The following is a 23,964-nucleotide window of genomic DNA, read 5'->3' as shown; positions in this document are numbered from 1 at the left end:
AGTTGATCGTACCCGATTAGATCGTAAACTTCTCCATGGGTCGGTCGACCCGTTATTATCGTCTGTGTTGCAGCCCTGAAGATTTTTTCTTCACAACCGAAACGAAGGCAAATGGCCCTACTGTCTTTTTTTAAATCTTTCACACCACAGAAGAATGCCGTTGGTCAGATTTTTTCGGTCCAACCCAATCCAATCAGAGCCCATTACAAATCCATCGACGACCTGCGGGACCTGGGCGCGCGCGTGGCGCGCGGGGAAGATATCCGCCTGCCCGACTACGAACCGATGGTGTTCGAACAGCGCACGGTCGAAAATGCCCGGCTGATCCTCCATTCCTATCGCTCCTCCGACGCGGCTGCACGCAAGGGCGAGACGATTACTCCGGCGGCCCAGTGGCTCCTCGACAATTACTACCTCGTCGACCAGAACATCCAGCAGGTGGAGCGCGATCTTCCGAAGAAGTTTTTCCGCCAGCTGCCGCCGCTGGCCGGCAAGCCGGAAATCCCGCGCGTCATGGCACTGGCCTGGCTCTATGCGGCCCATACGGACAGCCAGTTCTCGCTCAACAGCCTGACAGCGGTGGTCGAAGGATTCCAGACGGTTGCGCCCCTGCATATCGGCGAACTCTGGGCTCTGCCCTCCGCCGTGCGCTTCATTCTCATCGAAAACGCCCGCCGGCTGTCGCTGCGCGTCGAACGGGCGCGGCGCATGCGCGCCTATGCCAACAGCGTTGCCGACGAAATCACGCTGAACGCCGACAAGGATACCCTGCCGCAGCTTCTGGCCCAGTACACCACTGCCGCGCGTGACAGCACCTTCGCCACGCATCTGCTTTACCGCCTGCGCGGCGGCGCTATGCACTCCGGTGCGGCTGTCGCCTGGCTTGAGGAAGAGCTGGAAAAGAACGGCAGCGACGCCGAAGACGCCATCATCCAGGAACATACGCGCCAGTCCACCGGCGGCGTGACCATGGGCAACCTCATCCGCAGCCTGAAGGCTATCGATGATGTCGACTGGATCACCTGGTTCGAGACGGTCAGCGGCGTCGATGCGGTGCTGCGCGAACATTCCAATTTTGATGCGCTCGATTTCCATTCCCGCAATGCCTATCGCGTGGCGATTGAAAAGATCGCGCGCCGCTCGGGCAAGAGCGAGCAGGACATCACGCAGGCTGCCTTGGATCTTGCCCATCACAGTGCGGAAACCAAGGGGGACGAGAAGAGCGTCACCGTGCAGCGCAAGCGCGACGTCGGCTATTATCTCGCCGGCGACGGCCGCTCGGAGCTGGAAGAAACCTGCGGCTCGACCCCAACCCTGCTGCAGCGCTGGGTCCGGTTCTACAAGACACTCGGGCTCGCCGGCCTGTGGATTCCGGCTTCGGTCATTTCCATCGGCATTCTGTTCCTGATCCATTACTGGCTGCGCCGTTACGGCCTGCCGAGCGATACGGTTCTGCTGCTAACGGTCCTGGCGGTGTTCCCGACGATGGAAACCGCCAATGGCTTCGTCAACTGGATCATTCCGATGTTCATGCCGCCGACACGGCTGATCGGTTTTGAATACAAGAATGGCCTGCCCCCCGAGGCGAAGACCCTCGTCGCGGTGCCAACGCTGATCACTTCACGCGATTCCGTCGACGAGCATATCCGCAACCTCGAAGTGCACTATCTGACCAATCCGCGCGGCGAAATCTATTTCGCGCTGCTCACCGACTGGGCGGACAGCAAGGTGGAGCAGAACGAAAACGATCTCGATATTCTCGACTACGCCCGTGAAAAAGTAACCGCACTCAACCAGCATTATACGCAAGGCGGCAACCCGCGTTTCTTCCTCCTGCACCGCAAGCGCCTGTACAATGCGCAGGAAAGCCGCTGGATGGGCTGGGAGCGCAAGCGCGGCAAGCTGCATGAGCTGAACCTCCTGCTGCGCGGCGACAAGGACACAACCTATTTCCCCAGCAATGAGGAGGTGCCCGGCGACATCAAATTCGTGATGACGCTCGACTCCGATACGCGCCTCACGCCGGATTCGGTCAACCGCCTGGCGGGCAAGCTGAGCCATCCGCTCAACCGCCCGATCTACAAGGAAAAATCCGGCCGCGTGACCAGCGGCTATGCGATCCTGCAGCCGCGCGTCACTCCCTCGCTGACCACCGGTGACGATGCCTCGTTCCTGCAGCGCGTCTTCTCGGTCAACCGCGGTATCGACCCCTACGTCTTTGCCGTCTCGGACGTTTATCAGGACGTGCTGGGTGAAGGGACATTCACCGGCAAAGGCCTCTATGACGTCGATTTCTTCGAATTGGCGCTCGACGGCAAGATCGACGAGAACACCGTTCTCAGCCATGATCTTCTGGAAGGCGGCTATGCCCGCGCGGCGCTCGTCAGCGATGTCGAGGTGGTTGAAGACTATCCGACAGGCTATAATGTCGACATCTCGCGCCACCATCGCTGGACGCGCGGCGACTGGCAGCTCCTGCCCTACCTGTTCAGCACAAAGCCGGGTGTGACCGCCGTCACGCGCTGGAAGATGACCGACAATCTGCGTCGCTCGCTGACGCCGGTCTTCTGGATCATCGCCTCCATCGCCGGCTGGACATTGCTGCCGCCCGGCGTCGCTGCCCTGTGGCAGTTCTTCATGATCTTCAGCATGTTCATCGTCCCGACGATGATCCTGTTCACCAATCTTGTTCCGACAAACATGAACCTGTCGCTGAAGGGCCATTTCCAGGCGATCCTCACCGACATTTTCTCCGGCGCCGCCGATATCGCCCTGCGCATCACTTTCATTGCCAACATGGCCTGCCTGATGGCCGATGCCATTGCACGCACGCTCTACCGCGTCTTCATATCGCGCAAGAACCTGCTGGAATGGCGGGCGGCGGCACAGGCGAAAGCCAGCGCACCTGACACGCTGCAGTACTACACCCGTCTGATGTGGCCCGCGATCATCGTGGCTGCTGTCGCCATCGCCCTGCCGCTGGCCACCCACAGCCGTGCCTGGTATCTGGCCGTGCCGTTTGCCGTGATCTGGTTCTTCTCGCCGATCATTGCCTGGCTGGTCAGCCGTTCGGCCAAGCCGCTCGATGATCTGAATGTCCGCTCTTCCGACAAGAGCGAATTGCGCCGCTTCGCCCGCCGCACCTGGCACTACTACGATACGTTCGTCACCAAGGAACAGAATTTCATTCCGCCTGACAATTTCCAGGAGGACCCGCATCCGGTTATCGCCACGCGCACATCGCCGACCAATATCGGCATGTACCTGCTGTCGACCGTGGCGGCCCGGGATTTCGGCTGGATCGGCTTCAACGAGACGCTGACCCGTATCGACGACACGCTCTCCACACTGGAAAAGATGGAGAAGTATCGCGGCCATCTCTACAACTGGTACGAAACAACCACGCTGCGTCCGCTCCTGCCGCTCTACGTCTCGTCGGTGGACAGCGGCAATCTCGCCGGCCATCTGGTGGCACTATCTTCCGCGCTGGAAAAATGGGCGGAGGCTCCGTCCGTCTATCTGCAAAGCGATCTCGACGGCATCCTCGACGTCAGCGATATCCTTGAGGAAGCCATCAACGACATTCCCGATGAACGCCGCGTCCTGCGACCCCTGCGCCGCCGACTTGACGAGCGGGTGGCCAATTTCCGTCGCGCCATCACGACCATCAAGGAAGAGCCGGAAACGGCATCGCTGCGCACCATCAACCTTTCGCTGTTCGCCGGTGACATCCAGCGCCTGACGGAAGAACTGCATGGCGAACTCGAAAGCCCGCTCAGCACCACCGCAAACGGCTGGGCGCTGATTCTGGTCAAGACCTGCCAGGCCCATACGGACGACGCCATCGGCACCCACGAGGGAACCGACAGCCTGCGCGAGCGGCTGGTTTCGCTGGCCACCCGCGCCCGCCAACTGGCCTTCGACACCGACTTCACCTTCCTTGAACGCAAGGAACGGCGCCTGCTGTCGATCGGTTTCCGCGTCGATACCAACGAGCTGGACGCGAGCTGCTACGATCTTCTCGCTTCGGAAGCGCGCCTCGCCAGCCTGTTTGCCATCGCCAAGGGCGATATCCCGGTCGATCACTGGTTCCGCCTCGGCCGTCTCCTGGTGCCGGTTGGCTGGCGTGGTGCGCTGATCTCCTGGTCAGGCTCCATGTTCGAATATCTCATGCCGCCTCTGGTCATGATCGAACCGCTGGGCTCGATGCTGGATCAGACCAACAAGCTGATCGTCCAGCGCCAGATCGAATACGGCGATTCCAAGGGCCTGCCCTGGGGCATTTCCGAAGCCGCCTATAATGCACGCGATCCGGAGATGAACTACCAGTACACCAATTTCGGCGTCCCGACGCTGGGACTGAAACGCGGCCTGTCCAAGAACTACGTGGTTGCGCCCTATGCCAGCATCATGGCCAGCCAGTATCGCCCGGCGGAAGCCGTGGCCAATCTGAAACGCCTTCGCGCGATGGGTGCACTCGGTCAGTACGGTTTCTATGATGCCGTCGACTTCACCCGCTCCCGCGTGCGCGAAGACGAGGAATATGCCATCGTGCGCAACTACATGGCGCACCATCACGGCATGTCGATCGTTGCCGTCAACAATGTGGTGTTCGAAGGCCGCATGCGCGACCGTTTCCACTCGGATCCCGTCATCGAAGCCGCCGAACTGCTGCTGCAGGAAAAGGCACCGCGCGAAATCCCTGTCCTGCAGGCCAAGGCCGACAATCCGATGCGCAAGGCCGTGGAAAGCGGCGAAGAAACGGCCTCCATCCGCTTCATCAAGAACCCGCTTTCCGCTCCGCGTGCCACGCAGATCATGTCGAACGGCCACTACTCGGTCATGGTCACCGCCAATGGCGGCGGCTACAGCCGCTGGAATGGTCTGGCGATCACCCGCTTCCAGCCGGATCCGCTGGAAAGCGGCTATGGAACATTCCTGTTCCTGCGCGATCTCGACAGCGGTGAATGGTGGTCGGCAACCGGCGATCCCGTGCGGGCAGCCGGCGAAAAGAGCACAACCATCTTCGCCGACTACAAGGCCGAATTCGTCAAGGAAAACGGCACGATCCAGTCGACGGTGGAAACCATCGTCGCTTCGGATTCCGACGGCGAAGGCCGCCGCATCATCATCACCAATACCGGCACGAAAGACCGGATCATTGAAGTGACGTCCTATGCCGAACTGGTGCTCACCGCAGACGATACGGACACGGCACATCCGGCATTCGCCAAGATGTTCGTGGAAACCGAGATCGTTCCGCGCGGCGACACGATCTACGCCACCCGCCGCAAGCGCGGCAGCAACGAACCCGACATTCACGTGGCGCACGTGGTCACGGACGGATCGGGCGCTATGCGTGAAATCCAGGCGGAAACCGACCGCCGGGCCTTCATCGGCCGGGGCCGCAACCTGCGCAATCCGGTTGCCTTCGACGAGGGTGTAACCCTCAACGGCAGCCAGGGCTTCGTGCTGGACCCCATCGCGTCACTGCGCTGCCGCGTCCGCGTTCCCGCGCACAAGCGCGTCACGCTGGTTTTCTGGACCCTTGTCGGCCCGGACCGGCACGAGCTGGAGGAGGTCGTTTCACGCTTCCGCCATCCGGACTGCTTTGCCCGCGAATTCTCGCTGTCCTGGACAAGCTCGCAGGTGCGGCTGCACCATATCGAGATCAATCCGGACGAAGCCGCTGATTTCCAGCGCGTCGCCACCAGCCTGATCTATCCGGACAAGGCCCTGCGCATGCCAGCCGAAAGCATCGCTTCCGGCCTTGGCAGCCAGTCCGACCTCTGGCCGATGTCCATATCGGGTGACTTCCCCATCCTTGCTCTGCGCATCGATGACGAAGCCGACATGGACACGCTGAAGAACGTCCTGAAGGCACAGGAATACTGGCGGGCAAAGGGGCTTGTGGTTGACGTCGTCGTCATCAACGAACGCTCCTTCTCCTACGCCCAGGACTTCCAGCGCGGGCTCGAAGCGATCTGCGAGAACAGCCGCAACCGCGGCGGCCAGTATGGCCCGCGCGTCCACATCTTCACCGTGCGCAAGGACCAGATGAGCGACGCGAGCTACAACACCCTGCTCGCCTCTGCCCGCATTGTCATGCACGCGCAGAACGGCACGCTGGTTGAACAACTGAAGCGCACGGAGGAACTGTCCGCCGACCTGCAGCCCGTTGCCGCCATACCGGCCGGCAAGACTCTGGCGACCGGCGATACCGGCCTTGACGAGATGCGCAGCATCGCGCCGGCACCGACGCAGCTGGTGGGCAAGCGCCGTCAGAAAACAGACGGCAATGAACTGGCCTTCTGGAACGGCTTTGGCGGCTTTGACATGAAGACCGGTGAGTACGTCGTCCGTCTTGCCGACCGGACCACCACGCCGCAGCCATGGATCAATGTGATCTCCAATGCGGGCTTCGGCTTCCACGTGTCGGCGGAGGGTGCAGGTTTCACCTGGTCGAGCAACAGCCGCGACTATCAGCTGACCCAGTGGTCGAATGATCCCGTGATCAACCGGTCCGGCGAAGCGCTCTACGTCGTTGATCTGGACAAGGGAACCGCGTTCTCGCCGACCGCCTCGGTGCTGCGCGATCCGTCGGTTCAGTATGAAACCCGCCACGGCCAGGGCTATTCGACATTCCTGTCGCGCCACGGCAATGTCGGCCTTGAACTGACCCATACCATCGATACGGACATGCCGGTGCGCGTGTCCAGCCTCAAGATCACCAACCATGGCGGGACAGCCAAGCAGTTGCGTGTCTATGGCTTTGTCGAATGGATGCTCGGCAATTCCCGCGCCAAGACGGCTCCGTTCATCGTGCCGTCGCATGATACGGAAAGCGGCGCGCTCTTTGCCCGCAATCCCTACGGCACCGACCGCAAGGATCACGTGGCATTCTTCGCCGCAAACGTGAAACCGCAATCGGTGACATCGGACCGGACCGAGTTCTTCGGCCTCCTGGGATCGGTGGACCAGCCGGCTGCCGTCCTGCAGGCTAAAACCCTGTCCAACGTCGTTGAGGCGGGGGGCGATCCCTGCGCGGCGCTTGCCGTCGATGTGGAGATCGCGGCGGGCGAAACCAGGGAAATCCTGTTCTATATCGGCGATACCGCCGGTGCCAACGAGGCACGGCGTGTTCTCGCCGAACAGTTGAAGCGGCCGTTTGAAAAGACGCTTGCGGCCTCCAAGGCAATCTGGACCGGCTTCCTCGATGGTCTGCAGGTGGATACGCCCGATGATGCATTCGATGTGATGGTCAACCGCTGGCTGCCCTATCAGAGCCTTGCCTGCCGTATCTGGGCGCGCACGGCCTTCTATCAGGCCAGCGGTGCCTTTGGCTTCCGCGACCAGCTGCAGGACACGTTGTCCATGCTGGTGCTCGACCCATCACTGGCCCGGCACCAGATCCTGAATGTCGCCGCCCGCCAGTTCAAGGAGGGCGATGTCCAACACTGGTGGTTGCCGACATCAGGCGCCGGTGTGCGGACGATGATTTCCGATGACGTGGTGTGGCTCGGTTATGCCATTGCCCACTACACGTCGGTGACCGGCGATATGAGCATCCTCGACGAGCAGATCGCGTTCATCGAAGGCAAGGCTCTCGAAAACGGCGAGCACGATGCTTTCTATCAGCCGACAATCGCGGCTGATAAAGTCACGGTCTACGAACACGCGGCGCGCGCGCTCGATCTGGCAATCGCCCGCACCGGCGCGCATGGGCTGCCGCTCATGCTCACCGGCGACTGGAACGACGGCATGAACCGGGTCGGCGAAGAGGGCAAGGGCGAGAGCATCTGGCTGGGCTGGTTCCTGATCAGCACCCTGCGCGACACCCTGCCGATTGCCCGCCAGCGCAAGGATGCCGACCGCATCAAGCGGTGGGAAGCCCATATCGAAAGCCTCAAGGCGGCTCTGGAAAAGGATGGCTGGGACGGCGAATGGTATCGCCGTGGCTATTTCGACGACGGTTCGCCGCTGGGTTCCAAGACCAGCGACGAGTGCCGGATCGACTCCATTGCCCAGTCCTGGAGCGTTCTCTCCGGCTATGGTGATCCCGATCGCGCCAAGCAGGCCATGCAGTCCGTTGCGACGGATCTGGTCGATGACGAGGTCGATATCATCAAACTGTTCACACCGCCGTTCAACAAAACGCGGCATGAGCCCGGTTATATCAAGGGTTATCCGCCGGGTGTGCGTGAGAATGGCGGGCAGTATACCCATGCCGCAACCTGGGCAGTCTTGGCCATGGCCAAGCTCGGCAATGCCGACGAGGCCTATCGCTGGTTCAGCAAGCTCAATCCGGTGAACCATTCGCTGGATGCCGACAAGGCCGAATCCTACCGGGTCGAGCCCTACGTCGTCGCTGCGGACGTCTATTCGGTTGATCCGATGCGCGGGCGCGGCGGCTGGACCTGGTACACGGGTTCTGCCGGCTGGCTGTACCGCGTGGCAACGGAAGGCATTCTCGGCATCAGCCGTAGGAATGACCGGCTGTTCGTCGATCCGGCCCTGCCGACGGCATGGACCGACGGCTTCAGCTTCGTGCTGCGCAACGGCAAGGCGCGCTATACCGTCGAGGTGAAACCGGCCGCCAAGGGCGGCAGGAAGATCACTGTGGACGGCAAGAAGCTGGCCAAGGCCGATGCGGGCATTCCGCTGGAGATATCGGGCGAACACACGGTACTCGTGGAAGTCGTGCCGGGAAAATAGCCAGCGGCCTGGTGGCCGCTGACTGAGTTGACGACCCTATTCCGCCGCCTGTGCTTGCGCGCTGGCGGCGGCTGCTTTTCTGGAGAAGACAAAGGCCAGAATGAAGCTTGCCGTCAGCAAAAGGACGATGGTCGGCGCCGGGGCGCTGTCGAGGAAAAAACTCAGATAGATACCGGCGAGTGATGTTGAAACAGCAACAAGTGCCGATACCAGCAGCATGCGTTCAAAGCGTTTGGTCAAGAGGAAGGCGATGGAGCCCGGCGCAATCAGCATGGCGACGGCAAGGATGATGCCAACGGCCTTGAGCGCGCCGACGATGGTCAGCGACAGGATGCACAGCAGTCCGTAGTGCAGGAATTTGACCGGCAGACCGATGGCCTGCGCGTGCTGCGGGTCAAAGGCATGCAACAGCAAATCCCGCCGCCAGATGCCGAGGGCCAGCAGGGTCACGGCTGCTATCACCCCGGTTTCGGCGATATCGCGCCACGCCACGCCAAGCATATCGCCGAAGAGGATGTGGTCGAGATGCACGTCAGACTGGATCTTGGTGTAGAGGACGATGCCAAGGCCGAACATCCCGGAGAAGACCACGCCCATGACCGTGTCTTCCTTCACCCGGCTGTTCTGCTTGAGGAAGCCGGTGGCAAGGGCGCAGATCATGCCTGCCGCAAAGGCCCCGATGGCCAACGGGATACCCGCGATATAGGCGAGCACCACGCCGGGCAGAACCGCGTGCGAGATCGCATCTCCCATCAGCGACCAGCCCTTCAGAACCAGAAAGGGCGAGAGCAGGCCCATGGGGATTGCCACGAGAAGCGTGATGACAAAGGCCTGCTGCATGAAGCCGAAGCTGAACGGCTGCAACAAAAGCTGGATCAGGTCGCTCATAGCTCCTCCTCCAATGCCAGCCGGGCACGGCGGCGCGCGGCCAGCGTTCCATGCTTGGGTGCGAAAACAAAAGCGGTGAGAAAGACCAGCGTCTGCAGCACGACGATGATGCCGCCGGTGGCACCGTCGAGGAAATAGCTGAGATAGGCGCCGATAAAACTGGTCAAGGCTCCGATCAGCACACTGGTCTGGATCAGGCGCGGGAAACGGTCATGCAGGAGATAGGCGGTTGCGCCGGGGGTGACGACCATCGCCACCACCAGAAACGCCCCCACGGTCTGCATGGCGGCCACCGTCGACGCGCTGAGCAGCGTGAAGAACAGGATTTTGAGGAGCGGCGGGTGGAGGCCGATGGAACGGGCATGATTTTCGTCAAAGAATGTCACCATCAGATCCTTCCATTTCACCAACAGGACAGCCAGCGACACCCCGCAGATGATGACCAGTTGCAGCGTATCCTCCGGCGTGATCGCCAGGATATTGCCGAGCACGATGGTCTGGATGTTCACCGAGGCGGGTGAGAGCGACATCATGAACAGGCCGAGCCCAAAGAAGGAGGTGAAGATCAGGCCGATGATGGCGTCCTCCTTCAGCTTTGTCCGCTGGTTGAGAAACAGCATGGCGACTGCGGCGAGACCGCCGGAAAAGAACGCGCCGATGGAAAACGGCAGGCCCAGCATGTAGGCCCCGGCAACACCCGGCACGATGGAATGGGAGAGCGCATCGCCGATCAGCGACCATCCCTTCAGCATCAGATAGGCGGAAAGGAATGCGCAGACACCGCCGACCAGCGCACTGACCCACATGGCATTGATCATATAGTTGTAGGAAAAGGGTTCGAGAAGCAGCTGCATCATGATTGCGGCTTACCTTTCCCCTCGGGTTCACCATAGATCACGAAGGGGCGTTCATCGTCGCTGAGCACCGTCACGCTGCGCGGATCCGCATCGGCATGCAGATCGACGCCACCGAGGATGAAGTGGCGCAGCACGCCGCCGAACGTCATCTCCAGATTGGCCTGCGTGAACACCTCTACTGTCGGTCCGGAGGCCAGGACGGTACGGTTGACCAGCACGGCCCGGTCACAGAATTCGGGCACGCTGCCGAGATTGTGGGTGGAGACCAGCATGACCTTGCCGTCATCGCGCAGGGATCGCAAAAGGCCGATGATGGCCTCTTCTGTCCGCACGTCGACGCCTGTGAAGGGCTCGTCCAGAAGAATGATATCGCCTTCCTGCGCCAGCGCGCGGGCGAGAAAGACACGCTTCTTCTGACCGCCCGAGAGCTCGCCGATCTGGCGCTTGCGGAATTCCGTCATGCCGACCCGCTCCAGCGCGGCAGTCACCATATGCTGGTCGCGCTTCTTCGGCATGCGCAGAAAATTCATATGGCCATATCGTCCCATCATCACGACATCTTCGACCAGAACCGGAAAATTCCAGTCGACATCTTCGCTCTGCGGCACATAGGCCACCACATTGCGTTTGAGCGCCCGTCCCGCCTGTTCACCCAGAATCGAGACCGATCCCCTGGCGAGAGGCACGAAGCCCATGATGGCCTTGAACAGGGTGGACTTGCCGCTGCCATTGACGCCGACCAGCGCGGTGATCGACCCGCGCGGGATATCGAAGCTGGCATTGCGCAAAGCCGTGTGGCCATTGCGATAGGTCACGGTCACGTCATGCACGGAAAGACCAGCCCCCCGCTTTGCAGCGGAGGGGCCGGCGAGCGCTTGGGAGGACGCGCTCACTGTGTAAAACCTTTGGCAACGGTTTGTGCCGTGACGCGCAGAAGGTCGAGATAGGTGGGCACCGGACCATCGGGATCGCTGAGCGAATCGACATAGAGAACACCGCCATATTTTGCCCCAGTCTCGCGGGCGACCTGCTTGGCGGGCGAAGCGGAAATCGTGCTTTCGCTGAAAACCACCGGGATTTTCTCAGCGCGAACCTTGTCGATCACCTTGCGCACCTGCTGGGGTGTGCCCTGCTGATCGGCATTGATCGGCCAGAGATAAAGCTCCTTCATGTCGAAATCGCGTGCGAGATAGCTGAAGGCGCCTTCACTCGTCACCAGCCAGCGGCGCTCGGCGGGAACAGCAGCGAGACTGTCGCGGATAGGCGCAACCGTTGCCCGGATCTTCTCCGAATAGGCCGCGGCGTTGCGGTCATAGACGGCGGCATTGGCCGGGTCATACGTGCCGAGCGCCTTGCGGATATTTTCCACATACACCAGCGCGGCATTGGGCGACATCCAGGCATGCGGGTTCGGCTTGCCCTCATAGGGGCCCTCCGAAATGCCCATCGGCTCGACGCCCTCGCTGACGACGGCGCTCGGAACATTCTTGACGTTGCCGAAGAATTTTTCGAACCAGCGTTCCAGACCAAGGCCATTCCACAGGACGAGATTGGCATCCTGCGCCTTCAGGATATCGCCGGGTGTCGGCTGATAATCATGAATTTCCGCGTTGGGTTTCGTAATCGAATCCACGTCGGCCGCGTCCCCCGCTACATTGCGGGCCATGTCGGCGATGATCGTAAAGGTGGTGACCACCTTGAACTTCTTGCCATCGGCAGCGGATGCCGGGCCAAGAATCGTCAAAAGAGCGAAAACAGCAATCAACAGTCGGGAAAATCTCATCTCGCCTCCAGCAAACCGGGAAAATGGTGAGCTTTTTCGTCACCATTGTTACTCCATAACGGCTTGTGAGAGGTGCGTCAATGCAAATGCGAATGATTTGCAAAAAGAAACCGTTTCCCGTTTCCTGCATTATGCTAGAGGTCAGACGCCGAAATTCTGTGCACCAACGCCCGCATCTGCCAAGGCCAGTTGAGAATCTTTGCAACTGAGCGCGTTCTGGCGCATAATCCCGTGTATGAAACATGCTATCAATCAGAAGCCGGATTACGAGAAGGAATTGCGCAAGGCAGGCGTTCGCATCACCCGCCCCCGCCGAATCATTCTCGATATTCTGACCTCCACCGAAGACCACCCGGATGCGATGAAGATTTTCCATCGCGCCATCGAGATCGATGACAGCATTTCGCTTTCGACCGTGTACCGCACCATGAACCTCCTGGAAGAAATGGGTGCCATTCATCGCCACGCCTTCAATGGCGGCCCGTCACGCTTCGAACAGGCCCATGGCGAGCATCACGACCACCTGATCGATGTCGATACGGGTGACGTGATCGAATTCCAGTCGGACAAGATCGAGAAACTGCAGGAAGAGATCGCCCGCGCGCTCGGCTATGACATCATCCATCACCGGCTGGAACTTTACGGGCGGAAATCCAAGCGGCCGGAATAGCGCACGCACAAACGTCCAAGACGTTTGGTTTCGCGTGAAGCATAATTTCCGCTGGCATTTGCCCAGAGGAGTCCCGCATGCAAACGGTCCAATCGAAATCCTACAAGGCCATCAATTTCTCGGAAAAATTCAAGCTGTTTTCCGAACAGTGGTCACCAAAAGTGGTGGCGGAACTCAACGATTATCAATTCAAGATCGTCCGCATCGAAGGTGATTTCATCTGGCACGATCATCCGGAAACCGATGAAGCATTCATTGTCCTGGATGGGGAACTGCGCATCGATTTCCGCGACGGGTTCGTGACGATCAGGCCGGGTGAAATGTATGTCGTCCCCAAAGGGGTCGAGCACAAGCCTTATGCCGAAAGGGAAGTCCGTCTGATGCTGATCGAACCCCGGGGTGTGCTTAATACCGGCCACGAGGGCGGTGAGCGGACAGCACAGAACGACGTGTGGATCTGACAGACCTTACGCAATCTGCGCCAGTTCGCGGCGCAGAAAATCATTCAGCCGGTCAATGGCCGGACTGGATGACACCGGGCTGCGCATGATGCCGATTTCCAGATCACGCAGCGGCGGCAGGCCTTCATTCTCGCCGATAACGCGCAGGGTCGACGGCACGCTGCAGGCGGCAAGCGCAGCCACCGCCAGCCCGGCCTGCACCACGGCGATCAGTCCAAGCAGGCTGGCGCTGGAATAGGTGCAGCGATAGCTGCGATCCGCATCGCCCAGCGCATCCAGCACGTTCATGCGCGCGGCGCAGCCGGGTTCAAACAGGGCGATGGGCAGAGGGTCATTTTCCCAGGCAACATGGGTCGGCGATGCCACCCAGATCAAGCGCTCGCGGCGGATCACCTCCAGCGGCTGGGTGGCCCCGCGGGTGACAATCGCCAGATTGACCCGGTCCTCATCGATCGCCTTGACCAGCGAGGTGGATTGCTCGCAGACCAGTTCGACGGTGACCAGCGGATGCTCCTCGGCAAACCGCGACAGAACGGGCGGCAGCAGGAATGCCGCATAGTCATCGGGCACGCCAAGCCGCACGCTGCCGGTTTCCTCGGGGCGGGTGACATTGGCCCACGCCTCATCCGACAATCGCAGCAACCGCCGCGCATAATTGAGAAAACTCTCACCGGCCAGATTCGGCTCGACGGACCGGGGGTTGCGAATAAGCAGCTGTTTGCCCACCGCCTGTTCCAGGCGCTGCATCTGCATGCTGACGGCCGACTGGCTGCGGCCGACACGCGGGGCAGCCGCCGACAGGCTGCCGGTTTCGATGACAGTTACAAAGGTCCGCAGGAGATCGAGGTCGAGGGGTGCAGCCATAATGCCATCAATATAGCGAATAGTTCGCTCCAAATCTATTCGTTTGTTTGGTGGCAATCAATGGCGCTAACTGGGCATCCCTTTCCACGGGAATGACTCATATGACTGACCCGATATCCGATCGTTTTCCTGCAGCACGGCTGGCCATCGCCATGGCCATCATCGGGACGGTCGGTGCCTTTGCAACGGAAACACGGCTCGATCCGGTCACCATCGTCTTCTGGCGCTGTGTCTTCGGCATGGTCTTCCTCGCCGCCTGGTGTTTCCTGCGCGGTTATCTTCCCGACCGGACCCTCTCCTGGCCGCGGCTGGGCCGGGCAGCGCTCGGCGGGATCTGCATGGTGCTCAGCTGGGTATCGTTTTTTGCCGGGTTCCGCATGACGTCGATTGCGACCACGACGATCATCTATCACATCCAGCCATTCTTCGTTGTTCTCATCGGCGCAACCCTTTTGAAGGAACGCATCACCGTCGATCAGATCATCTGGATGCTCGGCGCCTTTCTCGGTGTCGTCCTGGCCAGCGGCCTTGTCGGCGCGGCGGCACCGGTCAGCACGCTATGGATTCTTGGGATCGTCATGTCGCTTGGTGCCGCGATGCTTTATGCCGCTGCGACCATTCTCGCCAAGGGCCTGGGCGAGCAACGGCCGGAAATCACGGTGCTGTGCCAGACCATCGTCGGCATCGTCATGCTCGCGCCCTTTGCCAATTGGGCGGAGCCCGTGCCGCTGGCATCCTGGGGCTGGCTGGCCAGTATCGGCATCCTCCATACGGGCATTGCCTATATCCTGATCTATTCGGCCTATCCGCGCCTGTCGACGCCGGTCATCGGCGTCCTGACCTTCATCTATCCGATCGTCGCCATCATCGTGGACTGGGCAATTTACGGACACCCGCTGGGAATGGCACAGGCCGCCGGCATGCTGCTGATTGCCTGCGGTACGCTGGGCGTGCGGCTCGGGTGGCAGTTTCCGTGGCGCAGGAGCATGGCAGTTTGAAGCGGGTGCTGTCCGTCAGCGTTGCGTCTTCATGGTGCGTGGTTCGACAAGCTCACCATGAGGGAAGGTGTTGGCTGCAAGCCAATCGCCAGTATCGCAGAATATACTTCTTTGCAATCCCCCATGCTCCCTCATGGTGAGCTTGTCGAACCACGCACGAGACTAGTGCAGAACATGCCCTACCCCTTATCCCACCCCAACAAAAAGCCGCCCGGAGGCGGCTCTTTCGTCGAAGGTTGCAAAAGAATCAGGCGGCGTTGGAGGCAGGCTGCGCCGTCAGCAATTCATAGAGAAGGGTCGCATCATGGGCGGTGCGCAATTTGGCAATCCGCTCGGGATCGCGCAGCATGCGGGCAATCCGCGACAAGGCCTTCAGATGATCGGCGCCGGCATTCTCCGGCGCCAGCAGAAGAAAAACAATATCGACGGGCTGATCGTCCAGCGCTTCGAAATCCACGGGGGTTTCGAGCTGTGCGAAGACCCCGGTGATGCGTTTGACGCTGTTGATCTTGCCATGCGGGATGGCAATGCCATTGCCAACGCCGGTCGAGCCAAGGCGCTCGCGCTGCAGGACGGTGTCAAACACTTCCCGCTCCGTCAAACCGGTCAAGGCGGCAGCCTTCTCCGACATGATCTGCAAAAGCTGCTTTTTGGAATTGACTTTCAATGCGGGCAGGACAGCGTCGGGCTGAATGAGGTCACCCAGATCCATTATTCTCTTCCTTCCTGTTACCGTCCGCGCTTTGGGCGCGGACGGTAGTTCAAATTTCGCCTAAGACCCGGCACCGTTCTGACCGGCCACGGCCGATGGATCGATCCAGCCGATGTTACCGTCAGCGCGGCGGTATACGATATTCACCTGCGTACTGCCAGAGTTGCGGAAGACAACCACTGGACTATCTTTCAGATCGAGCTCGACCACGGCGGATGCGACACTCATGCTCCTGAGCGCCATCGATGTCTCAGCCACGATTGTTGGCGCGTAATCCTCCGGAATATCCTCATCTTCATCCGGTACAGGGGCGACAACCCGGTAGGAAATATCGTCGAAAACACCGTTCGAGCCGGGCGCCTGATGCGATTTCAGACGCCGCTTGTAACGGCGAAGGCGTTTGTCCACGCGTTCTCCGGCTGCATCAAAAGCAAGCTGAGGATCCTGTGCCTCGCCCGCTGCCTGCAGCACCGTGCCGGTATCGAGACGGATCAGGCAATCGGCGATGAAGCGCGACCCCTGTTTCTCCACTGTGACGTGGCCTGTATATCCGCCATCGAAATATTTGGTCACCATCTCACCGATCCGTTCGTCAATGCGAATGCGGAAAGCGTCACCAATGTCCATATGTTTCCCAGATACACGCAGACTCATGATACCTCACCTTCATTGTGACTTTTCATTGCCCGAGCCAATCTACACTGTTGTTGAGAGACGAGCAAAGACATCCCGCACATTCCATGCGAGTGATCCATCACATTTCACTTTCTGATTCTTCATCTCCAAAAGGCGCGCTTTCGCTTCAATCGACGCAAATTACCGGCGCTTCACTCTCCCTTGACCAAGCTTCTGTGGCTCGGTTCATTTACCCGCTCGCCTCGATTCTACACCTGTGCGGCGGATGAATCCAGAGTTTCCGTCACCCTTGCGCACAGAAGCCTCCGCTTTTTTCTCCCGGCGCCTTTGCACCGAGGATGCGATGTTCATCGCCTCGCGGTACTTGGCAACCGTACGCCGTGCAATCTCAACGCCCTGGCCCTTCAAAAGATCCACGATCGTGTCGTCCGATAAAATATCGTCCGGCTTTTCACTGTCGATCAGCAGCTTGATCTGGTGCCGAACGGACTGGGAGGAATGCTGCTCGCCGCCTTCGGTGGCCGAAATCCCCGCATTGAAAAAATAGCGCAACTCGAAGACGCCGCGCTTCGTCAGCATGTATTTGTTGGCGGTGACGCGGCTCACGGTCGACTCGTGCATGCCGATGGCGTCAGCCACATTTCTCAAATTGAGCGGCTTCAGGTGGGCGACGCCGAATTGCAGGAACTCCGCCTGCTGGCGTACGATTTCCGTCGCCACCTTCAAAATGGTCTGGGCGCGCTGGTCCAGACTGCGCGTCAGCCAGTTGGCATTTTGCAGGCATTCGCTGAGAAACCCCTTTTCAGCCGGGGAAGCCGTTACCTTTGCAATGGTCGCATAATAGGTGTTGTTGACGAGGACCCGCGGCAGAGCATCCGGATTGAGCTCGATATTCCATGTCCCGTCCGGCGCCATGTCGACATGCACATCCGGGATGATGCTGTCGGCCACACCCGAGGAGAAGGCCGTTCCCGGCTTTGGATCGAGCAGGCGTATCTCCTGCAGCATATCGAGGAGATCGGCATCGGCGACCCGGCACAGCTTTCTCAGGCTTTGAAAATCCCGTTTCGCCAGGAGTTCCAGATTTTGCAGAAGCATCGTCATCGCCGGATCGAGCCGGTTTTTTGCACGCAGCTGCAGAGCCAGACATTCAGCCAGATCACGGGCAAACAGCCCCGCCGGTTCGAATGTCTGCAACACCGCGATCAGTCTGTCGATATGGGCCGCGTCAGTGCCCAGCCGCTCGGCAATCTCTTCGACATCGACGCGCAGATAGCCCATTTCGTCGAGGTAATCGGCGAGTTCTGCTGCAATCAGGCGGTCCACCGCATCCTCAAAGGCAAAAATGATCTGCTCGCCGACGTGGTCGCGCAGCGTCAACGGCGACGCGGTGACCTGCTCGAGATTGAACCCCTCGCCGCCCGTCGACACATATCCGTCACCCGATGACGATTTCCATTGCGAGGCCAGATCGCCAGCGATGAAGTCGTGGGTTCCAGGATCATCCGGAAAAATATTCTCGAGAGAACTGTCGAACGTCTCGGACATGGAGCCTGAACTGGTCGACTCGCCGCTGACAAGCCAATGGTCGTTCTGCTCACTTGCGCTGCCGCCATCGCGGCTTTCGTCGGCGTCACCATGATTGACACCGCGCAAATAGTCACCGGCTTCCCCCGGCCCGCGATCATCGGACGTATCCCGGCTTTCGAAGGAAAAATGTTCATTTGCCGTTTCATCGCGCTCCAGCAGCGGATTCTTTTCGATCTCCTGCTCGATGAATTGCTCGAGTTCGACATGGGACAATTGCAGCAGCCGAATCGACTGCATGAGCAGCGGCGTCATCACCAGAGACTGGGTTTGTCTTAGATCGAGTTTTGGCGACAGGGCCATGGTGAACGCGGGTACTCCTGTACGAAATTCTTCTCAATGTACAGAAATGGCCCAATCCTTGCTTGTCAATTCCGGCAAGGCAAAAAACGACTCTTTTCGGAAAGATTCATCTGGATTCACGCAGCGGCGGGTGATTTCTGGCAAAAACCTGCCAGAAATTGATAAAATCAGAGCTTGAACTGATCACCGAGATAAAGACGCCGCACATCAGGATTGGCAATAATCTCGTCCGGGCGGCCGTGGGTCAGAACCTGCCCCGCATGAATGATGTAAGCGCGGTCAATCAGCTTCAGCGTTTCGCGCACATTGTGGTCCGTGATGAGGACGCCGATGCCGCGGCTGGTCAAATGGCGGACGAGCTGCTGGATATCGGAGACCGCAATGGGATCAACACCGGCAAACGGCTCGTCGAGCAGCATGAAATTGGGCCGTGAGGCCAAGGCGCGGGCGATCTCCAGCCGGCGGCGTTCACCGCCGGAGAGGGAAAGCGCCGGTGCCTTGCGCAGATGGGCGATATGAAACTCTTCCAGGAGGGAATCCAGTTCCTGCGCCCGTGCCGTGCGGTCCTTCTCGACCACTTCGAGCACGGCCTTGATGTTGTTTTCCACGGACAGGCCGCGGAAAATCGAGGCTTCCTGCGGCAGATAGCCGATTCCGAGGCGCGAGCGGCGATACATCGGCATCGTCGTCACATCAAAGCCATCGATTTCGATATTGCCCTTGTCGACCGGCACCAGGCCGGTGACCATATAGAAACAGGTGGTCTTCCCGGCGCCGTTCGGGCCGAGAATACCGACCGCTTCGCCGGCGCGCACACCGAAGGAAACACCATTGACCACCTGACGGCCGTTATAGCTCTTGGTGATGCCGCGGGCGACAAGCGTACCCTTCATCCGGTCCGTTGCCGACGGATCGGCGGCACGCATCTCCTGGGAAATGCGCGCGTCTGGCGATGTAGGGGTCTTGGCGGATCGACGGGAAAACAGGGACACTTATACCGCCGGCCTAGTTCTTCGGAGCGCTCTTCGGCGCAACGACGATAGAAACGCGGCCTGTCTGTCCGTTCTTGCAGCTTTCCAGCTGGGCCTGACCGCTCTTCATCTGCACGGTCAGCTTGCAACCGACGCCAACATTATCGCCCTGCGAGAGAACGACCTTGCTGCCGGTCAGAACCAGAACCTGCGTCTTCATGTCGAACGTGCCATGGTCGCCCGTGGCAACCTGATCTTCGGACTTCACGTAGACCTTGTCATTGACCTCGATGTGGTCGATGTCCTGGGCGCCTGCGCCCGCAGGCGCGGCTGCCTTGGTCTCCGTTTTGGCGGCTGCCTTGTCGGCGGCTTTTTCCGCGTCGGTCTTTTCCGGCTTCTTGACGTAGTAAACAATCATGGAACCCGCCTTCATCAGCGTCGTTCCCTGGGTGACCGTTACATTGCCGGTGAAGGTGGCAGTACCCACATCATTATGCACGTCGAGGCGATCGGAATCGATCTGAATGGGCTGATCACTCGAAAGCTTCATGCCGTTGTTCAGGCCGCCGGCCTTGCTCGCATCCTGCGCTGCAACAGGACCAATCATGGAGGATGCCCAAATGCCCAATGCAACAGTCGAAATGCTGATCAGTCTTGTCCCGCGCGACATTGTCTCAATCTCCTAAATCCGGGATATCCCCACCTGGCCGGCAATCACTGCGGTGATTTGGCTTCGTTGCGACCTTCATGCAGCTTTGCGGGCTGAATGACAAGCCTGACCCCCTTTTCAAAGACCATTACTTTGCCACTCTGAGTAATTTTCATACTGTCTGCGACGATACTGGCACTGCTATTTTCGATCTTGACAGGCTGATCGGTCGACATCGAGTTTTCTTGTATATTGATATCGGCGGATTTCAACTGTGCTTTCATGCCGTCCGAGGTTGTCAGCGTTATGTTGTTGTCAAGCTTCAACTGGCGGTTGGCATTGTCGTAAAGGCCGCCCTTGGCGTTGACCTGCGCCCGCAGATCCTGGCCAACCGGAATTTCCGCGCTGATATTCTCAAGCGTGATCAGCGAGCTGTTGCCGACATCCTGCAGCGCCCGTTCCGCACTCATCTTGTAGGGGAGCTTGTCCTTGGTAAAGCCATCCAGCTTGGGATTGGTCATGACCAGCTTGCCATCCTGAATGCCCGCACTGTCCAAAGTGATATTGCTCGGGATGTTCGTCGTGGAGAAAAATGTGAACCAGGAGAAAACCGCAGCGCCGATCACGGCGACGGCAGGCAAGGCAAATTTCATGAAGCGCACGCGCCGCGAATGGCGTTCCGCAGCGCGAAAAACGTGCGAATCCTTCTCGGTGGCAGAAAATTGCCGCGCAACTTCCGCATGCTGCGCAGCAGCCGCTGTTGCATCGCCGTTTGGATGCGTATGTTTCAGTTCAATGGACATGTATTGGCTATACTACCGATTGCGATGTGTTGGCGCCCTGTTAGTTGAACGCCAATATGGTTATTTTTCGATGAAATGAACCAGGGTCTATGGGACACGTTGCATTTGATCGAACAAATATGCCGTCATCCACTCATATACAAGGTGCAGCGCCAATTGCCTATATGGGGCAATGTGCTGAATCCCGGGGTCTGGACTTCCTCGGAATGTTGCCGCAGAAGAATGCTTGCACTGAATTGCACAGGAAACGGACGATACGATGGCAAACACAGCTGACGCAATCATCGACAGGCGCCGTCTCCGGCGCAAGCTGACATTCTGGCGTGTGCTTTCCCTTCTGGTTGTCGCGCTCGCCCTGATCGGGCTTTACGGATTTCTCTCCGGTTCCGACCGCCTTTCCGGCAAAACCGCAGCGCATATCGCCAAAATTCGTGTTGAAGGCACGATTTTCGAGAATGACGAACTCATCAAGCGTCTGGGCGAAGTCGCCGATTCCACCGCTGTGAAAGGCGTCATTCTTTCGGTGGATTCACCGGGCGGCACCACGGCGGGCGGCGAAGCCATCTATGAAGCCGTGCGCAAGATTGCCGCGAAAAAACCCGTCGTTGCGCAGGTCGGCACATTGGCGGCCTCGGCAGGCTACATGATTGCCAGCGGTTCGGACCATATTGTCGCACGCCAGTCCTCCATCGTCGGATCGATCGGCGTGCTGTTCCAGTATCCCGATATTTCCGAACTGCTGACGAAGGTCGGCGTCAAGGTGGAGACAATCAAATCCAGTCCGCTGAAAGCCGAACCGAACTTTTTCAACCCCGCCAGCGACGAAGCCAAAGCCATGATCCATCGCATGATCATGGATTCCTATGACTGGTTCGTCGGAATCGTTCAGGAACGGCGCAATTTCACCCGCGAACAGACGCTTGCGCTGGCAGACGGATCGGTTTTTACCGGCAGACAGGCGCTGGCCAACAAACTGATCGACGAACTTGGCGGGGAAGACAAGTCGATTGCCTGGCTGAAAACCAAGGGCGTTGACGAGAAATTGCCTGTCATCGAATGGAAACCCGCACAAAAGACAACTTTCAGCTCGTTTCTATCCCAATCCGCGCTGAAAATGTTGGCGCAATATCTCGGTATTCCGCAGGAAAGCACCGGGTTGCTGCGCGATTTGACCGGTGATCGCATCTTCCTTGACGGGCTCGTTTCTGTTTGGCACGTTGACGGCAGGCCCGTAGGGGCGCAATAGAATATTTAAGCTTACAGGATCAGTGACATAGTCATAATGGCCGTGTCATTTGAACTTGAACCAGAAGGGGATTATGCCGTGATCAAATCAGAGCTCGTCCAGATCATTGCCAACCGCAATCCGCACCTGTTTCAACGCGATGTCGAGAATATCGTCGGCGCCATTTTCGACGAGATCACCGACGCTCTTGCGGAAGGGAATCGGGTCGAGCTTCGTGGCTTCGGGGCTTTCTCGGTGAAAAACCGCCCCGCCCGCAGCGGCCGCAATCCGCGCACCGGCGACAGCGTCGAGGTCGAGGAAAAGTGGGTGCCATTCTTCAAGACCGGCAAAGAGCTGCGCGACCGGCTGAACGCCGACTGAATGCAGCAACAAGCTGGGGCGGCCTCATAGCCTGATGATACGTGAAGTGCTGTTACCCTGGAGAGAGATATGATCAATCGCGTCGTTGTCGTCCTCATTCTCGTGCCGCTGGCAGTTATCCTGATTGCACTGTCGGTGGCCAATCGCGGGCTGGTGACCTTTACGATCGATCCGTTCAATCCGGGCAATCCCGGCCTGTCCTATGCCGCACCCCTCTTCGTCTGGCTGTTTCTCGCTCTCTTCGTCGGGCTGATCCTTGGCAGTTTCGCCACCTGGATCAACCAGGGCCGCCACCGCAAACTGGCCCGCCAGCGCAAGCAGGAAGCCGAACTCCTGCGCATGGAGGCGCGGAAATCGGCGGCCACGCAGTCCACGCCCAACCTTCCCTCCCTGCACTAAGCAGCATATTTTCAAGGATTTGCAATGAAACTGGTCTCTCCGGCTGACGTCGACGGGCTGTTGAACTGGCCGGACATGATCAACGCCATTGAAACGGCGTTCCGTCAGGGCGTTATCCAGCCCGTGCGCCACCATCACACGGTTGATCGCCCCGACGGCGCCGCATCGACGCTTCTGCTGATGCCGGCCTGGTCGGACTTCGACGCGCTCGGCGATTCGTCGAAGGGCTATATGGGCGTCAAGATCGTCACGGTGTCACCTGACAATGGGGCCATTGCCAAACCGGCCGTCATGGGCGTCTATCTGCTGCTCGACGGCAAGACCGGGGAACCCAAGGCCCTGATCGATGGCCAGCGTTTGACCACATGGCGCACCGCAGGCGCCTCCGCCCTTGCCGCCCGCTATCTCGCCCGCGAAGATGCATCGAAACTGGTTATCCTTGGCGCCGGCGCGCTCTCGGGCTTTCTCGCCCGCGCGCACAGCTCTGTCAGACCGATCCGCGAGATTTCCATCTGGAACCGCAGCATCGACAATGCGCGCAAAGTGGCGGCGGATCTCGTCGCTGACGGGTTCAACGCCAAGGCGGTTACCGACAAGGATGCGGCCATCGCCGATGCCGATATTATCGCTGCTGGCACACTGTCGACCGAACCGCTTATTTTCGGCAGGCATCTGAAGAAGGGCGCGCATGTCGATCTTATCGGTGCCTTTACCCCCATCATGCGGGAAAGCGACGATGAGTGCGTCAAGCGCGCGCGGGTGTTTGTCGACACCAGGGAAGGCGCACTGAAGGAAGGCGGCGACCTCGTCCAGCCGATCAAGGCGGGCGTTATCGGCGACAGCCACGTGATCGGCGATCTGTTCGATCTCACCCGCGGAACGGTGAAGGGGCGTCAGTCGTCCGATGAAATCACCCTGTTCAAGTCGGTCGGCGCTGCGCTGGAAGACCTTGCCGCCGGCATTCTGGTCTATGAAAAGGCGATTGCAGCCTCTGCCTGAGTGTTTTTGCTTTCGCCTTTCCTCATCTTGGCATAGGAAACCACCATTGAGCGATGGCCAAGG

18 protein-coding genes and 1 pseudogene are annotated in these 23,964 nt (G+C 59.4%); 8 read left to right on the top strand and 11 right to left on the bottom strand.

Features of this window, described 5'->3' with window-relative positions:
* The first annotated feature begins 111 nt into the window (after positions 1-111).
* Positions 112-8,715, top strand: a complete 8,604-nt coding sequence (locus tag ACP7B1_RS04215; protein ID WP_346307835.1) for a GH36-type glycosyl hydrolase domain-containing protein — start codon at positions 112-114, stop codon at positions 8,713-8,715.
* Positions 8,716-8,751: 36 nt separating this feature from the next.
* Here the strand turns inward: ACP7B1_RS04215 and ACP7B1_RS04210 are convergent, their stop codons facing one another.
* Genes ACP7B1_RS04210 through ACP7B1_RS04195 form a run of 4 tightly spaced genes read right to left on the bottom strand, consistent with a single transcriptional unit; the run spans position 8,752 to position 12,243 of the window.
* Positions 8,752-9,603 carry a metal ABC transporter permease gene (locus tag ACP7B1_RS04210; protein ID WP_346307834.1) on the bottom strand — a complete coding sequence of 284 codons (852 nt, stop codon included), beginning with the start codon at positions 9,601-9,603 and terminating at the stop codon, positions 8,752-8,754.
* The gene (locus ACP7B1_RS04205; RefSeq protein WP_346307833.1) at positions 9,600-10,460 is read right to left on the bottom strand and encodes a metal ABC transporter permease; all 861 of its coding nucleotides are present in this window, start codon (positions 10,458-10,460) and stop codon (positions 9,600-9,602) included. The genes ACP7B1_RS04210 and ACP7B1_RS04205 overlap by 4 nt, the downstream gene beginning before the upstream one ends.
* Positions 10,457-11,353 carry a manganese/iron ABC transporter ATP-binding protein gene (locus ACP7B1_RS04200; protein WP_346307832.1) on the bottom strand — a complete coding sequence of 299 codons (897 nt, stop codon included), beginning with the start codon at positions 11,351-11,353 and terminating at the stop codon, positions 10,457-10,459. The genes ACP7B1_RS04205 and ACP7B1_RS04200 overlap by 4 nt, the downstream gene beginning before the upstream one ends.
* Entirely contained in the window at positions 11,350-12,243 is an 894-nt protein-coding gene (locus ACP7B1_RS04195; protein ID WP_346307831.1) for a metal ABC transporter substrate-binding protein, read from the bottom strand. Before ACP7B1_RS04195 ends, ACP7B1_RS04200 begins: the two co-directional genes overlap by 4 nt.
* A gap of 235 nt (positions 12,244-12,478) precedes the next feature.
* On the opposite strand from ACP7B1_RS04195, the gene ACP7B1_RS04190 reads away from it, so the two are divergent.
* Both ACP7B1_RS04190 and ACP7B1_RS04185 read left to right on the top strand, forming a co-directional pair.
* Entirely contained in the window at positions 12,479-12,913 is a 435-nt protein-coding gene (locus ACP7B1_RS04190; protein ID WP_223612249.1) for a Fur family transcriptional regulator, read from the top strand.
* A gap of 77 nt (positions 12,914-12,990) precedes the next feature.
* The gene (locus tag ACP7B1_RS04185) at positions 12,991-13,374 is read left to right on the top strand and encodes a cupin domain-containing protein (protein WP_346307830.1); all 384 of its coding nucleotides are present in this window, start codon (positions 12,991-12,993) and stop codon (positions 13,372-13,374) included.
* 6 nt (positions 13,375-13,380) lie between these two features.
* On the opposite strand, the gene ACP7B1_RS04180 is transcribed toward ACP7B1_RS04185, so the two are convergent.
* Complete coding sequence (locus tag ACP7B1_RS04180) at positions 13,381-14,238, bottom strand: LysR substrate-binding domain-containing protein (RefSeq protein WP_223612251.1); 858 nt, start codon at positions 14,236-14,238, stop codon at positions 13,381-13,383.
* Between the two features lie 101 nt (positions 14,239-14,339).
* On the opposite strand from ACP7B1_RS04180, the gene ACP7B1_RS04175 reads away from it, so the two are divergent.
* Positions 14,340-15,236, top strand: a complete 897-nt coding sequence (locus ACP7B1_RS04175) for a DMT family transporter (RefSeq protein ID WP_426136562.1) — start codon at positions 14,340-14,342, stop codon at positions 15,234-15,236.
* Between the two features lie 247 nt (positions 15,237-15,483).
* On the opposite strand, the gene ptsN is transcribed toward ACP7B1_RS04175, so the two are convergent.
* From ptsN to lptC, 6 genes and pseudogenes are all read right to left on the bottom strand, one after another.
* Entirely contained in the window at positions 15,484-15,948 is a 465-nt protein-coding gene (ptsN, locus tag ACP7B1_RS04170; RefSeq protein ID WP_403169237.1) for a PTS IIA-like nitrogen regulatory protein PtsN, read from the bottom strand.
* Positions 15,949-16,008: 60 nt separating this feature from the next.
* Positions 16,009-16,602 carry a ribosome hibernation-promoting factor, HPF/YfiA family gene (hpf, locus tag ACP7B1_RS04165; protein ID WP_091878871.1) on the bottom strand — a complete coding sequence of 198 codons (594 nt, stop codon included), beginning with the start codon at positions 16,600-16,602 and terminating at the stop codon, positions 16,009-16,011.
* A gap of 207 nt (positions 16,603-16,809) precedes the next feature.
* Entirely contained in the window at positions 16,810-18,474 is a 1,665-nt protein-coding gene (gene rpoN, locus ACP7B1_RS04160) for an RNA polymerase factor sigma-54 (protein WP_346305984.1), read from the bottom strand.
* Positions 18,475-18,641: 167 nt separating this feature from the next.
* Positions 18,642-19,370, bottom strand: a pseudogene (lptB, locus tag ACP7B1_RS04155) (LPS export ABC transporter ATP-binding protein); the annotation flags it as partial.
* A gap of 109 nt (positions 19,371-19,479) precedes the next feature.
* On the bottom strand, positions 19,480-20,115 hold the full coding sequence (locus ACP7B1_RS04150) for an LptA/OstA family protein (protein ID WP_288192577.1): 636 nt from the start codon (positions 20,113-20,115) through the stop codon (positions 19,480-19,482).
* 44 nt (positions 20,116-20,159) lie between these two features.
* Positions 20,160-20,897, bottom strand: coding sequence for an LPS export ABC transporter periplasmic protein LptC (gene lptC / locus ACP7B1_RS04145; protein WP_223612255.1), 738 nt, complete (start codon positions 20,895-20,897; stop codon positions 20,160-20,162).
* A gap of 259 nt (positions 20,898-21,156) precedes the next feature.
* Here lptC and sppA point away from each other — a divergent pair, with 259 nt between their 5' ends.
* The 4 genes from sppA to ACP7B1_RS04125 all read left to right on the top strand — a co-directional run bounded on the left by sppA (position 21,157) and on the right by ACP7B1_RS04125 (position 23,901).
* On the top strand, positions 21,157-22,143 hold the full coding sequence (gene sppA / locus ACP7B1_RS04140; protein ID WP_223612256.1) for a signal peptide peptidase SppA: 987 nt from the start codon (positions 21,157-21,159) through the stop codon (positions 22,141-22,143).
* Between the two features lie 78 nt (positions 22,144-22,221).
* Positions 22,222-22,503, top strand: a complete 282-nt coding sequence (locus ACP7B1_RS04135; protein WP_091878879.1) for an integration host factor subunit beta — start codon at positions 22,222-22,224, stop codon at positions 22,501-22,503.
* Between the two features lie 69 nt (positions 22,504-22,572).
* Positions 22,573-22,902 carry a LapA family protein gene (locus tag ACP7B1_RS04130; RefSeq protein WP_346305982.1) on the top strand — a complete coding sequence of 110 codons (330 nt, stop codon included), beginning with the start codon at positions 22,573-22,575 and terminating at the stop codon, positions 22,900-22,902.
* Positions 22,903-22,926: 24 nt separating this feature from the next.
* On the top strand, positions 22,927-23,901 hold the full coding sequence (locus ACP7B1_RS04125) for an ornithine cyclodeaminase family protein (protein WP_346305981.1): 975 nt from the start codon (positions 22,927-22,929) through the stop codon (positions 23,899-23,901).
* Positions 23,902-23,964 lie beyond the last annotated feature (63 nt).

This window comes from Phyllobacterium sp. SL163 (genome assembly GCF_049896885.1).
Lineage (GTDB): Bacteria > Pseudomonadota > Alphaproteobacteria > Rhizobiales > Rhizobiaceae > Phyllobacterium > Phyllobacterium calauticae.
This window is presented reverse-complemented; position numbering and strand designations above follow the sequence as displayed.

Excerpts from the sequence above, each read along its gene's own strand:
- ACP7B1_RS04215 (WP_346307835.1), top strand. The coding sequence starts at position 112 with ATGGCCCTACTGTCTTTTTTTAAATCTTTCACACCACAGAAGAATGCC.
- ACP7B1_RS04210 (WP_346307834.1), bottom strand. The coding sequence starts at position 9,603 with ATGAGCGACCTGATCCAGCTTTTGTTGCAGCCGTTCAGCTTCGGCTTC.
- ACP7B1_RS04205 (WP_346307833.1), bottom strand. The coding sequence starts at position 10,460 with ATGATGCAGCTGCTTCTCGAACCCTTTTCCTACAACTATATGATCAAT.
- ACP7B1_RS04195 (WP_346307831.1), bottom strand. The coding sequence starts at position 12,243 with ATGAGATTTTCCCGACTGTTGATTGCTGTTTTCGCTCTTTTGACGATT.
- ACP7B1_RS04190 (WP_223612249.1), top strand. The coding sequence starts at position 12,479 with ATGAAACATGCTATCAATCAGAAGCCGGATTACGAGAAGGAATTGCGC.
- ACP7B1_RS04185 (WP_346307830.1), top strand. The coding sequence starts at position 12,991 with ATGCAAACGGTCCAATCGAAATCCTACAAGGCCATCAATTTCTCGGAA.
- ACP7B1_RS04180 (WP_223612251.1), bottom strand. The coding sequence starts at position 14,238 with ATGGCTGCACCCCTCGACCTCGATCTCCTGCGGACCTTTGTAACTGTC.
- ACP7B1_RS04175 (WP_426136562.1), top strand. The coding sequence starts at position 14,340 with ATGACTGACCCGATATCCGATCGTTTTCCTGCAGCACGGCTGGCCATC.
- ptsN (WP_403169237.1), bottom strand. The coding sequence starts at position 15,948 with ATGGATCTGGGTGACCTCATTCAGCCCGACGCTGTCCTGCCCGCATTG.
- hpf (WP_091878871.1), bottom strand. The coding sequence starts at position 16,602 with ATGAGTCTGCGTGTATCTGGGAAACATATGGACATTGGTGACGCTTTC.
- rpoN (WP_346305984.1), bottom strand. The coding sequence starts at position 18,474 with ATGGCCCTGTCGCCAAAACTCGATCTAAGACAAACCCAGTCTCTGGTG.
- ACP7B1_RS04150 (WP_288192577.1), bottom strand. The coding sequence starts at position 20,115 with ATGTCGCGCGGGACAAGACTGATCAGCATTTCGACTGTTGCATTGGGC.
- lptC (WP_223612255.1), bottom strand. The coding sequence starts at position 20,897 with ATGTCCATTGAACTGAAACATACGCATCCAAACGGCGATGCAACAGCG.
- sppA (WP_223612256.1), top strand. The coding sequence starts at position 21,157 with ATGGCAAACACAGCTGACGCAATCATCGACAGGCGCCGTCTCCGGCGC.
- ACP7B1_RS04130 (WP_346305982.1), top strand. The coding sequence starts at position 22,573 with ATGATCAATCGCGTCGTTGTCGTCCTCATTCTCGTGCCGCTGGCAGTT.
- ACP7B1_RS04125 (WP_346305981.1), top strand. The coding sequence starts at position 22,927 with ATGAAACTGGTCTCTCCGGCTGACGTCGACGGGCTGTTGAACTGGCCG.